General features: G+C 73.0%; 15 protein-coding genes and 1 pseudogene. 10 read left to right on the top strand and 6 right to left on the bottom strand.

Features of this window, described 5'->3' with window-relative positions; all coding sequences use genetic code 11:
• Both HMPREF3159_RS05845 and HMPREF3159_RS05840 read left to right on the top strand, forming a co-directional pair.
• Positions 1-828 (top strand): HAD-IC family P-type ATPase (locus HMPREF3159_RS05845; RefSeq protein ID WP_141748095.1); only part of this gene is annotated, 828 nt, incomplete at its 5' end.
• Between the two features lie 322 nt (positions 829-1,150).
• Positions 1,151-1,684, top strand: coding sequence for a GNAT family N-acetyltransferase (locus tag HMPREF3159_RS05840; RefSeq protein ID WP_070500090.1), 534 nt, complete (start codon positions 1,151-1,153; stop codon positions 1,682-1,684).
• Positions 1,685-1,793: 109 nt separating this feature from the next.
• Here the strand turns inward: HMPREF3159_RS05840 and HMPREF3159_RS05835 are convergent, their stop codons facing one another.
• Positions 1,794-3,179: an amino acid permease gene (locus HMPREF3159_RS05835; protein WP_070500089.1), complete on the bottom strand. Its 1,386-nt coding sequence runs from the start codon at positions 3,177-3,179 to the stop codon at positions 1,794-1,796.
• Positions 3,180-3,278: 99 nt separating this feature from the next.
• Between HMPREF3159_RS05835 and HMPREF3159_RS18175 the strand changes: the two are divergent.
• Positions 3,279-3,539: pseudogene (locus HMPREF3159_RS18175) on the top strand (GNAT family N-acetyltransferase); the annotation flags it as partial.
• A 128-nt stretch (positions 3,540-3,667) separates the two neighbouring features.
• Here the strand turns inward: HMPREF3159_RS18175 and HMPREF3159_RS05830 are convergent.
• Both HMPREF3159_RS05830 and HMPREF3159_RS05825 read right to left on the bottom strand, forming a co-directional pair.
• Entirely contained in the window at positions 3,668-4,930 is a 1,263-nt protein-coding gene (locus HMPREF3159_RS05830; RefSeq protein ID WP_070500088.1) for an MFS transporter, read from the bottom strand.
• Positions 4,930-5,604: a GntR family transcriptional regulator gene (locus HMPREF3159_RS05825; RefSeq protein WP_070500087.1), complete on the bottom strand. Its 675-nt coding sequence runs from the start codon at positions 5,602-5,604 to the stop codon at positions 4,930-4,932. The genes HMPREF3159_RS05830 and HMPREF3159_RS05825 overlap by 1 nt, the downstream gene beginning before the upstream one ends.
• A gap of 150 nt (positions 5,605-5,754) precedes the next feature.
• Between HMPREF3159_RS05825 and HMPREF3159_RS05820 the strand changes: the two genes are divergently transcribed.
• Positions 5,755-5,982 (top strand): hypothetical protein, encoded by a 228-nt coding sequence (locus HMPREF3159_RS05820; protein ID WP_141748094.1) that lies wholly within the window; start codon positions 5,755-5,757, stop codon positions 5,980-5,982.
• 167 nt (positions 5,983-6,149) lie between these two features.
• On the opposite strand, the gene HMPREF3159_RS05815 is transcribed toward HMPREF3159_RS05820, so the two are convergent.
• Positions 6,150-6,656 carry a GNAT family N-acetyltransferase gene (locus tag HMPREF3159_RS05815; RefSeq protein ID WP_371441694.1) on the bottom strand — a complete coding sequence of 169 codons (507 nt, stop codon included), beginning with the start codon at positions 6,654-6,656 and terminating at the stop codon, positions 6,150-6,152.
• Here HMPREF3159_RS05815 and HMPREF3159_RS17805 point away from each other — a divergent pair.
• From HMPREF3159_RS17805 to larB, 4 genes are all read left to right on the top strand, one after another.
• Complete coding sequence (locus HMPREF3159_RS17805; protein ID WP_246821492.1) at positions 6,574-6,744, top strand: hypothetical protein; 171 nt, start codon at positions 6,574-6,576, stop codon at positions 6,742-6,744. The genes HMPREF3159_RS05815 and HMPREF3159_RS17805 overlap by 83 nt on opposite strands.
• Positions 6,745-6,830: 86 nt before the next feature.
• On the top strand, positions 6,831-8,198 hold the full coding sequence (locus HMPREF3159_RS05810; protein WP_070500084.1) for a lactate racemase domain-containing protein: 1,368 nt from the start codon (positions 6,831-6,833) through the stop codon (positions 8,196-8,198).
• On the top strand, positions 8,195-9,151 hold the full coding sequence (gene larE, locus HMPREF3159_RS05805; protein WP_083305813.1) for an ATP-dependent sacrificial sulfur transferase LarE: 957 nt from the start codon (positions 8,195-8,197) through the stop codon (positions 9,149-9,151). The genes HMPREF3159_RS05810 and larE overlap by 4 nt, the downstream gene beginning before the upstream one ends.
• Complete coding sequence (gene larB, locus HMPREF3159_RS05800; RefSeq protein WP_083305812.1) at positions 9,144-9,878, top strand: nickel pincer cofactor biosynthesis protein LarB; 735 nt, start codon at positions 9,144-9,146, stop codon at positions 9,876-9,878. Before larE ends, larB begins: the two co-directional genes overlap by 8 nt.
• Before the next feature lie 27 nt (positions 9,879-9,905).
• Here the strand turns inward: larB and HMPREF3159_RS05795 are convergent, their stop codons facing one another.
• Positions 9,906-10,274, bottom strand: a complete 369-nt coding sequence (locus tag HMPREF3159_RS05795; RefSeq protein WP_070500083.1) for a type II toxin-antitoxin system death-on-curing family toxin — start codon at positions 10,272-10,274, stop codon at positions 9,906-9,908.
• Positions 10,271-10,474 (bottom strand): CopG family transcriptional regulator, encoded by a 204-nt coding sequence (locus HMPREF3159_RS05790; protein WP_010552105.1) that lies wholly within the window; start codon positions 10,472-10,474, stop codon positions 10,271-10,273. The genes HMPREF3159_RS05795 and HMPREF3159_RS05790 overlap by 4 nt, the downstream gene beginning before the upstream one ends.
• A gap of 284 nt (positions 10,475-10,758) precedes the next feature.
• On the opposite strand from HMPREF3159_RS05790, the gene HMPREF3159_RS05785 reads away from it, so the two are divergent.
• On the top strand, positions 10,759-11,394 hold the full coding sequence (locus HMPREF3159_RS05785; RefSeq protein ID WP_070500082.1) for a TetR/AcrR family transcriptional regulator: 636 nt from the start codon (positions 10,759-10,761) through the stop codon (positions 11,392-11,394).
• The coding region (locus tag HMPREF3159_RS05780; RefSeq protein WP_070500081.1) for a DMT family transporter at positions 11,391-11,752 on the top strand (362 nt) is incomplete at its 3' end. The genes HMPREF3159_RS05785 and HMPREF3159_RS05780, both read left to right, overlap by 4 nt.

Raw genomic sequence — 11,752 nt, 5'->3', positions numbered from 1 at the left:
GCCGGCGCGATCCGCGAGCGCGCCGCGGCCGACGGGGTCTCCGTCCCCGCCGCCTCCGAGGTCGCCTCCGCCCCCGCGCTCGGCGTGAGCGCGCAGGTCGACGGGCACGAGATCCGTGTGGGTGGGCCGCGCCTCCTCGAGGAGACCGGCGCCGCCGAGCTCGAGGAGACCCCCGCCTGGCGCGAGGAGGGCGCGATCGTGCTGCACGTGCTGCGTGACGGCGAGTCCGTCGGCGCCCTCAAGCTCGCCGACGCGGTGCGGGAGGAGTCACGCGAGTCGATCGACGCCCTCCACGCCCGCGACATCCAGGTCGTCATGATCACCGGCGATGCGCAGAACGTCGCCCAGCACGTCGGCGCCGAGCTCGGCATCGACCGGATCTTCGCCGGGGTGCGCCCGGAGGACAAGGCGAGCCGCGTCGCCGCGCTGCAGGACGAGGGTCGCAAGGTCGCGATGGTCGGCGACGGTGTCAACGACGCCCCCGCTCTCGCGCGGGCCGACGTCGGCCTCGCGATCGGCGCCGGCACCGACGTCGCGATCGGCTCCGCCGGGGTGGTGCTCGCCTCCTCGGACCCGCGCGCCGTGCTGTCGGTGATCGAGCTGTCGAGCGCCGCCTACCGCAAGATGCGGCAGAACCTCTGGTGGGCGGCCGGGTACAACCTGCTGTCCGTCCCGCTCGCCGCCGGGGTGCTCGCCCCGATCGGATTCGTCATGCCGATGAGCGTCGGCGCGCTGCTGATGAGCGCCTCGACCGTCGTGGTGGCGCTGAACGCGCAGCTGCTGCGTCGCCTGGACCTGCGCCCCGAGGCGGTCGCCGCCCGGCGCTGAGGGTCGGGACTGTCGCGGCCGAGCGCGGACTCCGGCCGTCTCCTCGCGAGACGGTCGGGGCCGCCGCGTGAACGGGCATCGCCGCTTTCCGCGCGTCGGTCCGGGGCCGCGGCGCGGACGGTCATCCGCGGGCGATGGTTCGTCGCCGACCCGCCCTCCGAGGTCGGAGGTGCGTGAAGAAATCGGCGTACATCAGGTACGTCTTGTACGCCGATTTCTTCGACCACCCCGTCGGACGGCGGCGCTGGGCGCGGGCCGACGGGCGTAGGCTCTGTGCGTTCTCGGCCCGGCGATGGGTCCACGTCTCCCCGGGAGGGACCTGATGCAGATCCTCGACGCGACCGCGCAGCACGCGCGCGGCATCGCCGAGATCTACAACCATGCCGTCGAACACACCACCGCGATCTGGAACGAGCGCCTCGTCGACGCGGCCGATCGCGCCGAGTGGATCGCCGAGCGGCAGGCGGGCGGCTTCCCGGTGCTCGTCGCGCTCGAGGACGACGGGATCGTGCTCGGCTACGCGACCTACGGTCCGTGGCGGCCGCACGACGGCTACCGCCACACCGTCGAGCACTCGCTCTACGTGCGCGAGGGGCTGCGCGGCCGCGGCACCGGATCGGCGCTGCTGTCCGCGCTGATCGAGCGCGCCCGGGCACAGGGCCTGCACGTCATGGTCGCCGGCATCGATGCGGAGAACCAGGGCTCCGTGCGCCTGCACGAGCGCTTCGGCTTCGACCGCGTGGGCGTGCTGCCGCAGGTGGGGACCAAGTTCGGGCGCTGGCTCGACCTGGCCTTCCTCCAGCTCGTGCTCGATCAGGCTCCGGCCGCGGCCGACGGGTCCTCCAGCAGCCGCTGACAGCGCCCACGCCGGACGCCGCCCCGAGGACGGCGGAGCCCGACACCGCTCCGTCGGCCCCCCGCGGGACCAGGACGGCGGACACCGACCTCTGCGCGGGATGAGGCGGTCAGACGCGCTGGGCCCGCCGGCCGGTCAGGGCGTAGAGCAGCGTCATCAGCACGGTGAAGCCCACGCCGACGGCGAGGGCCGTGTGGTACTCGGACTGCCACACCATGATCCCGAAGGTGAACAGGATGAACGCGATCGCGAACGCCTGCCCGTAGGGCCAGAAGGGGACCGGGAACTGCAGCGCGTCCCGCTCCTGCCGGCTCATCCCGCGGCGGGAGGCGACCTGCGCGAGCAGGATCATCAGCCACACGAACACGGTCGCGAAGGTCGCCAGCGACGCGACGATCGTGAACACCTCGTCCGGCAGCATCCGGTTCAGCACCACGCCGACGACGAGCACGCCCAGCATCGCGACGGTGGTCACCACCGGCACCCCGCGCACGGTGCGGGACAGGGCCGACGGGGCCAGGCGCTGACGCGCCATGCCGGCGACGACGCGGCCGGCGCCGAAGAGGTCCGCGTTGATCGCGGAGAGCGCCGCGGTGATCACCACGATGTTCAGCAGCGCCGCCGCCCAGTTCACGCCGAGGGTGTCGAAGATCTGCACGAAGGGGGACTCCTCGCCGGTGATCTGCTGCCACGGGGTGAGCAGCAGGATCACCCCGATCGCGAGGACGTAGAACAGCAGGATTCGCGCCGGGACCGTGTTCACGGCCTTCGGGATGGCCGTGGCGGGGTCCTCCGCCTCGGTGCCGGCCACGCCGATGATCTCGGTGCCGCCGAAGGCGAAGAGCACCAGGATGAACGCGCTGATCATCCCGCCGGGCCCGTTGGGGAAGAAGCCCCCGTCGGCCGTGAGGTTCGCAAGGCCCGTCGGCGTCGAGGGATCCTCGAGCCCGAAGGCGAGGATCGCCGCGCCGCCCGCGATCATCGCGACCACCGCCGCGACCTTCACGATCGTGAAGGCGAACTCCAGCTCCCCGAACCAGCGCACGCTCGCGAGGTTCGCGGCGCCGACGATCAGCAGCGTCAGGGCCACCCAGATCCACTGAGCGGTGTCCGGGAACCAGAACCGCATGTAGATCGCGATCGCGGTGAGGTCCGCGAGGCACACGATCAGCATCTCGAAGGCGAACATCCAGCCGGTTATGTACCCGGCCCAGGGGCCCAGGAAGCGTCGGGTGTACTCGGCGAATGAGCCCGAGATCGGCATCCGCACCGCCATCTCGCCCAGTGCGCGGAGCATGAAGTACACGACCGCGCCGCCGAGCAGGTACACCAGCAGCACGGAGGGGCCCGCGGCCTGGATCGCGCCGGCCGAGCCGTAGAACAGCCCGGTCCCGATCGCGGAGCCGAGGGCGATGAAGTGCAGGTGTCGCGCCGAGAGGCCGGGACGGCGACGCGTGGTCGCGGGGGCGTGGGTCGGCTGCGTGGACGTGCTCATCGAGGGGTGGCTCCGAGGAGGGGAGGGAGGCGGCGCGGACGCCGCCGACACTTCTTGTGCCTCTGACACGGTACGGGGCGGGGTGGCGCGCGGCCACGTGTGTCCGGCCACGTTCGGCGGAGCGCGGGTCCGGCCGACGGGAGCGCCACCGCGGCGAGTCGGGTGGGGCACGGAGGCTGCGCGGTGCGGCAGGACGCGTTCTGGAACCTCGGGTATCGCTTCGCGCCCGAGGCGCAGGGGCGCGGGTTCGCGACCGGGCTGGCCCGCGCCGCCGTCGACGCCGCCCGCGAGCGCCGCCCGGAGCTGCCGGTGGTCGCCTACCTGCTCGAGAACACCCCCGCCTCCGCCGCAGTCGCCCGGAAGGTCGGGCTCGCGCTGCGCCATCGCGGTCCGACGCCGGCAACCCGATCCGTCGGCCCAGCGCCTGGTGTTCGCGGACCGCGCGCTGAGCGAGGCGGAGCTCGCCGCGACCATGCGGTGAGGACTGCTCAGGAGGCGGCGACCGAGGCGACCTCGGGGTCGACGAGCTCGTCCTCCACCGCGTCGGCCGTCGGCGTCGGGAGCGGGCGGCGCAGACCCCAGGCGACGGTCGCGAGGCACAGCACGCACACCGCCGCGACGATCACGAGGCCTCCCGTGTAGGGCAGGACCGGGGTGAGGGCGGCGAGGATCGTCGGCAGCAGGAACCCGAGATAGGCGAGGGAGTAGTACACGCCGGTCATCCCGGCGAGCTCCCGCGGGGAGGCGAGGGACTGCGCGATGACGAGGCCCGCCACCACGCACACCCCGTAGGACGCGCCGAGCAGTGCCGCGACGCCCACCACCAGCACCGGGCGGCGCAGATCCGCGGCGACGGCGGCGAGGATCATCCCCGCGCTCATGCCGCTCAGGCCCACGACCAGCGCGCGGCCGCGGGTGAGGCGGTCGATCAGGCCCACGGTGCCCTGGGCGATCGCGCCGACGCCCAGGGTGAGCACCGTCAGGCCCGTCGCGTAGATCGTCGCGGAGTCCCCGATCTGCGCCTCGACCGTCGCAGGCAGGATGGCGTAGGCGACCCCGGCGGCGGCGAACACCCACGGCGCGGCCGGCAGCACGATCCGCGCGAAGACGGGATGCCTCACCGAGGAGACCCTCAGGTCATCGCGCAGCGCGCCGCGGGCCCGCAGCTCGCGCGGCAGGCTCTCCGGCGCCGCGAGCAGCGCGATCCCGGCCAGAAGGCACAGCCCGAGATGGACGAGGAAGGGCAGCTGCCCCGGCAGCGGCGCCCACTGGGCGAGCGAGCCCGTCACGCCCGCGCCGAGCGCGAAGCCGAGGGTGAGGATCATCGAGGAGCGACGCGCCCCGGCGGTCGGCGTCGCGCCCGGGTCGTACGGGGCGCAGGAGAGCTCCTTGATCCAGGTCGAGCAGACCGACATGCCGACACCCACGCCGATCCCGGCGAGGACGCGGCCGGCGCACAGCAGCACGAAGCTCGACATGCTCGCCGCGAGCACCACGCTGCCGAGCGCCCCGGCGAGCAGGCCCGCGATCGTGATCGGCCGACGGCCGTGATGGTCCGAGAGCCCCGCGGCCAGCAGCATCCCGGGGACGAGACCGGCGACGTACATCCCCAGCAGCAGGTTCGCCTGCCAGGGCGCATAGCCGCCGACGGTCTCGTACACGTGCAGCAGCGGCGTGAAGTGGTTGCCGCCCCAGGCGAGGAGGAAGCCCGTCGGGGCGACGGCCAGCCAGGCCGGGATCCGTGCGCGCATCACTCGGACACCACCGAGTAGGCATCGTGGCCGGTATGCAGGTGGCCCTCGATCATCTCGCGGAAGCCGCCGACGTCCCCGCGCGCCACCGCATCGGTGAGCTCGATGTGCTCGCGGTGCAGGGCGGGCAGGTCCGCGGCGGGGGAGAGGACGGCCAGATGCGTGAGGCGGAACAGTCGCGGTCCGAGCGCGCGCAGCACCTCCTCGACCACGCGGTTGCCATCGTGGGAGGCGAGGGTGAGGTGGAAGGCGTAGTCGTGGACGGCGAAGTCCGCGGGACGATCGGTCGCGGCCTCCTGCGCCGCGAGCACCGGCGCGAGCGCCTCGACGAGGGAGGACCGACGGGTCTCGTCGGGGGCGATGCGGGAGACGGCGTGCCCCTCGAGCATCGCGCGGACCGAGAGCAGCTCTTCCCGCTCCCGGGCGGTCGGGGTCGTGACCTGGGCGCCCTTCTTCGGCAGGAGGCGCACCAGCCCCCAGGTCTCCAGCTGCAGCATCGCCTCGCGCGCCGGGGTGCGGCTCGCGCCGTGCTCCTCGGCGACGTCGACCTCACGCAGCAGCGCGCCCGGCTCGATCTCGCCGGTGGCGATCTGTCGGCCCGTCCTCGCGGCGATCTGCGTCGCGATCGGACGGTTCTCGCGGTCATCGAGCCAGGGGAGGGTGGGGGAGCGCATGGAGGCGATCCTAATGCATGCATCAATGGATGCAAGATGGGGCCGTGGTGCGGTGCTCCGCCGCCGGGCCGTGCGGGGCCCTGATGGGCAGTGCGGCGCCGTTCGCGAGTGTCCGCCGTCCCCGCGGCCGCAGTGCGGTTCGCTGGAGGCATGATGGGCTGGACCGCTGCCGCCGAGGCCTATGACCGGTCCTTCGTGACCCTCTGCGACGGCGCCGCCGCAGGACTGATCGCCGATCTGCCCGCTGGCGAGCTGCTCGACGCCGACTACTTCGCCGACCCCGACGGGCATCTGTGGGAGACGGCCTATGCCCCGCCCTTCCCCGTCTCCGTCGAGGGCACGATCGAGATCCCCGAGGAGGCCCCCGGCCAGGGGTGACGCGGTCACGGCCGGTCAATCGTGAACCTCTGCTCGACGATCCAGTCGGCCTGCACCGTCTCCTCGAACGGGACCGGGGTCGCTCGGCGCCAGAACGCGGTGGCCTCCGGATCGGTGGCCAGCTGGGTGATCGACCACGGGCCCGCGTGCGCTTCGAGCCGGACGGTTCAGAGCCCGGGCTCCTCCCAGGGCACCGGCGTCGTCGTGCCGCTCTCCCAGTCGCGACGCAGGGTCGCGTAGGCGACGGACGCCAGCGGTGCACCGCCCTCGACGGGCCAGGACTCGCGGTAGTGGGCCTCCTTCACCCAGCCGCAGCGCACGAAGGTGCGGCGCATCGCGAGGTTGTCCTCCCGGGTCCGGCCCTCGAAGCGCGTCACCTCGCCGAAGTGCTCGAAGACGTGGCGCGTGACCGCGCGGAGCGCCTCGACGCCCAGCCCCTTGCCGCGGTACTCCTCGGCCAGGCGCAGGTCGAACAGGGGAGTGGGGTCCTCGAGGTCCTCGAGGCGCACCAGGCCGATGCAGCCCAGGTCGGCATGGTCGAGCCAGAAGCTCCTCGTCTCGTCGTTCTCGAACGCTCCCTCGTCGATCGACATGGCCCGGTTCCTGACCGGGCCGGGCGCATACGCGCTGCAGCTGCTGATGGTGGTCGCCGTGGGCTGGGTGCTCGTGCGCACCGGGCGTCGGGTAGGGCTCGAGACCGGCATGTCGACCCTCGCCGCGACCGGTGCGGCGGCCGTCGGCCGGAGGGGCCGCAGGGACTGAGGCCCGATCGCCCGAGGACCTGGGGATCCGGTGGCAACCGGCGTCATCTCATGGTGCCGTGCGAGCAGGGAGGGGATGATGGAGCCATGAGCGAGACGACGGCGCCCCAGCAGCCCACGATCCACCCGATCCCCCAGGGCCTGGCCGAACGGGCCGCCCTCCTCGGCGGCCCGGGAGGCATCCTCACCGAGGAGCAGATCGCCGGCTTCGTCGCCGAGCAGCTCGCCGGCCAGGACCTCGACGGCAAGAGCGTCTGCCTGATCATCCCGGACGGCACCCGCTCCGTCCCTCTCCCCAAGGTGCTGCCCGCGATCCACGACGCGCTCGCCGGCCGCGCCTCCTCCGTCACCGTGCTGATCGCGCTCGGCACCCACGCCGCGATGAGCGAGCAGGCCATCGACCAGCTGCTCGGCTCCACCGAGCGCGGAGCGAAGGCGACGTACCCGGAGTGGACGGTCCTGAACCATGCCTGGGACGACCCCTCCCAGATCGCGGACCTCGGCGTCATCCCCGCCGAGCAGATCGCCGAGCTCACCGGAGGGCTGCTCACCGACATCCCCATGAACGTGCAGATCAACAAGCTCTGCGTCGAGTCCGACGTGAACCTGATCGTCGGCCCCGTCTTCCCCCACGAGGTCGTCGGCTTCTCCGGCGGCAACAAGTACTTCTTCCCCGGCTGCTCGGTGCACGACGTCATCGACATCTCCCACTGGGTGGGTGCGCTGATCACCGCCAGCCGCATCATCGGCACCCTCGGCATCACCCCCGTGCGCCAGCTCATCGACGCCGCGAGCGACCTCATCCCCACCGAGAAGCTCGCCTTCACCATGGACGTCGCCGAGGGCGGAGCGGACCTCGGCGCGATCGCGTTCGGCGACCCGCAGGCCGCCTGGGCGGCGATGGCGAAGATCTCCGCGCAGACCCACATCACCTACGTCGAGAAGCCCTATAAGCGGATCGTCGCCCTCGTCCCGGAGATGTACGAGGACATGTGGACCGGGGCGAAGGGCTTCTACAAGTCGGAGCCCGTCTGCGCCGACGGCGGCGACGTGATCATCTACGCCCCGCACATCACCGAGGTCGCCGCGATGCACCCCGGCATCCGCGAGATCGGGTACCACAACATCGAGTACTTCACGAAGCAGTGGGACCGGTTCAAGGACCACCCCTGGGGCGAGCTCGCCCACTCCACGCACGTCACGGGCCTGGGCACCTACGACCCCGAGACGGGGGAGGAGAAGCAGCGCGTGAACCGCTACTTCGCCACCTCCATCTCCAAGGAGGAGACCGAGGCGCACAACGTGCTGTACATGGACCCCGCCTCCCTCGACATCGAGGCGCTGCGGGAGGACCCCGACACGCTCGTCATCGACCACGCCGGCGAGGTGCTCTTCCGGCTCGCCTCCGAGCGCGACGGGGCCGGGCGCGACGGGGCGGAGGAGCAGGCCGCGTGACCAGCCTGAGAAAGCCCGTCCCTCTGACCCTCGGCACCGCCCCGTCGGCCCCCACCTCGCTGTTCGCGCCCGGCCACCCCGGCTTCGAGGCCGAGGAGATGACCCCGGACGCCCTGCGCGGCGAGGCGCGCGAGCTCGCCGATGGGGTCTCCGCCGAGCTCGCAGGCGTGCAGCGGCTCGGCGTCGCATACTCCGGCGGCGTCGACTCCGCGACCCTTCTCGCGCTCGCCGTGCGCGCGCTCGGCGCCGAGAACGTCGTCGCGCTGCTGGGCGTCTCCCCGTCCCTCGCCCGGCGCGAGCGGCGCCTCGCCCACCAGGTCGCGCGCGTGATCGGCGCGGAGGTCGTCGAGGTCCCCACCCACGAGGGCGAGAACCCCGACTACCAGAAGAACGACGGCGCCCGGTGCTTCCACTGCAAGGACGAGCTGTTCACCCGCATCGGCGAGGACGTCGTCGGCGAGCAGCAGCTCGACGCGGTCGCCTACGGCGAGAACGCCGACGACGCCACCCGCCACGACCGCCCCGGCGCCGGCGCCGCGACCCGGCACCGGGTGCTGCGGCCGCTGTCCGTCGTCGGCATGACGAAGTCGCAGGTCCGCGAGGTGGCGCGGCAGCTGTCCCTGCCCGTCGCGGACAAGCCCGCCGCCCCCTGCCTCGCCTCCCGCATCCCTTTCGGGCAGGAGGTCACCCCGGAGAAGCTGCGCCAGATCGACGACCTCGAGGACGCCGTCTACGAGCAGGGCTTCAGCGACTGCCGGGTGCGCCACCACGGCGCTGTGGGCCGCATCGAGCTGCCCACCGACGAGCTGCCCCGCGCGATGGAGCCCGCGATCCGCGAGGCGCTCGTCGCCGCGGGCAAGGAGACCGGCTTCCAGCACGTCACCATCGACCTCGACGGCATCCGCTCGGGACTGTTCTCCCTGCAGATCGTCGGGAAGTCCGCGCGTGGCTGAGGCGCCGGCCGACGGGCCGGGGGCGGCCGACGGGGCCGGTCGAATCGAGGGCTTTCTCGACCTGGACCTCGACCGCGCCTCCCGCCGCGGCGCGCCCGAGGCCGTGCTCTGCGACGCGAAGAGCGTCGCGCAGGTGCGCGAGATCGCCGCGACCTACGCGCGTCTGCATGCCGAGGGGCGCGAGGACCTCGGACCGGTGCTGTTCACGCGCGCCGACGAGGCCCGCGCCGAGGCCGTGCTCGCCGCCCTGCCGGACGCCTCCCACGATCCGTCGGCCCGCTTCCTCGCCTGGCCCGCCGCGCCGCCCGCGCCGAGCGGGGGTCTGGTGATCGTGGCCTGCGCCGGCACGAGCGATCTGCCCGTGGCGCGCGAGGCGGAGCTCACCGCCCGTCACCTCGGCCGGCCCACGAAGCTCATCGCCGACATCGGCATCGCGGGGCTGCACCGCCTGCAGTCCCGACTGCCCGAGCTGCGGGAGGCGGCCTGTGTGGTCGTCGCCGCCGGGATGGACGGGGCGCTGCCCACCGTGATCGCCGGGCAGATCCCCGCACCCGTGGTCGCGCTGCCCACCTCCGTCGGCTACGGAGTCGCCGCCGGCGGCGTCACCGCGGCGCTCACCATGCTCTCGGCCTGCGCGCCGGGCATCGGCGTGGTCAACATCGACAACGGCTACGGCGCCGGGCACCTCGCCGCGCAGATCGCCCGCTGGGCCCCCGCGCCGGAATGATCCGGCTCTGAGGGAGTGCACGATGGTTCAGTGCCAGGCCGCGATCGCCTCCGCTGCCTCCTCGAGGGGCATCTGTCCTGTGGATACGGCGATGACCAGCTCATAGGCCGCATCATCGGGCGCGTCGAGGTCGACATCGTTCAGGCCGAAGAAGACCACGATGGCCAGCCATCCGAGGCACTTGTTGCCGTCGAGGAGCGTGTGGGTGCGGACGATGGACTCGAGGAGCGCCGCGGCCTTCAGATCGAGCCCGTCATAGGCCTCCGCGCCCCAGAGGGTGGTCGTGGGGCGATGCGCTGCGGACTCGAGGAGGCCCAGATCACGCACCGGACCGACCCGGAGGTCGTCGACCAGAGTCAGCAGGTCCTCGAGGGTCAGATAGCGGACCGGGGTCACTGCGCGAGGCGGTCGAGGAGATCGGCGTAGCGGGTGCGTGCACGCAGGGACAGGTCCTGCACCGCCTTTTCGTGGCCTCGTCGTGCCGCCGCCTCGCGGATCGCGCGGACCGTCGCCTCCTGCCGACTGACGCCCTCCTCGCGGGCGAGCTCGGCGAGGATCTTCTCGTCGTCATCGGTGAGTCGCAGAGTCATGGCCATGACCGGATGATACCGCTCTGGTATCACGCCGAGAAGCCTCCGTGCGCCGCCAGGATCGCCCGCAGGCCCTGCGCCGGGGGAGTGAGCGGCCGTGCGTCGAGCATGCTCCGTGGTCAAGAGGCGTGCTCGGGACGCATGCCGAGGCGGATGACACGGCCCATGTGGTGCCGCGCGGGCAGGCTGCACGCCGCGCGATGCGAGCACTTCGACGCCCGGCGACGCTTGCGTCACTTGGCCATCCGGTCAGTAAAGTAACGGGCGTTCCCCTCGACCTCGGAGGTCCCATGGCACCCGCGCGCTCCACACCGCCCTCACGCCCCGCGCACCGCCCCTCAGCGCGCGAGGCGATGCTCGACGCCGCCGAGGCCCACCTCGGCGCCGATGGCACGCTGACCCTGGACTCCGCCGCTCGCGCCGCCGGCGTCACCAAGCCCGGGCTGATGTACCACTTCTCCACCAAGGAGCAGCTGCTCGGCGCGATCCTCGATCGGATGGCGGCGCGCTACGAGCGGGAGCTGCTCGCGCAGGTCGCCGCCCGCCACCCGGGGGCCGCGGACGACCTGGCCGACGCGCCGGCCGACCTGGCAGAGGCGCCCGCGGACCAGCGCCACCTCGCCTATCTCGACTGGGCCTGCACGGCCGCCCTCTCCGCCGCGGACCTGGTGATCTTCGCCGACCCGCACCTGCGCGTGACGCTCACCGAGCGCTGGCAGGAGCAGGTCGAGACCTGGCTGCACGTGCCCGCCGGTGCCGCCGCGGACCGCCGCGCACGGCTGCTCGCCGTGCGGCTCATGGCCGACGGGCTCTGGTTCGACCGCGCCGCTGGCCTGCTCGACGAGGTGGGGGAGGAGGCGGAGCGCCTGCGCTCCCTCGCCGCCGCGCTGCTGGAGGAGGCGACGGCCGGAGGGGAGGCGCGATGACGACCTGGCTGCTGCTCGCCGCCGCGATCCTCGCCGAGGTCACGGCGACGCTCTCCCTGCGCGGCGCCCTCGACCTGCCTGCGCTGTACGTCGTCGTGGTCGTCGGCTATGTGCTCACCTTCGCCCTGCTCACCCAGGTGCTCCGCCGCGGCATGGGCCTCGGCGTCGCCTACGGGCTCTGGGGAGCGATCGGGGTGGTGCTCACCGCCGGCGCGTCGGCCGTCCTGTTCGGGGAGTCGCTGGGTGCCCTGAAGATCAGCGGGATCCTGTTCATCGCGGCCGGGGTCGCCGTCGTCGAGCTGGGCTCGCAGCGGGCCCGCCGCGCCGAGGCCGCCGACGCCGGGGCGGGGGAGCGGCC

Origin of the sequence: Brachybacterium sp. HMSC06H03 (genome assembly GCF_001807385.1) — a bacterium.
Taxonomy (GTDB): Bacteria; Actinomycetota; Actinomycetes; order Actinomycetales; family Dermabacteraceae; genus Brachybacterium; species Brachybacterium conglomeratum.
Note: the sequence above shows the minus strand (reverse complement) of the source record. Positions and strands in the feature narration are given on the sequence as shown.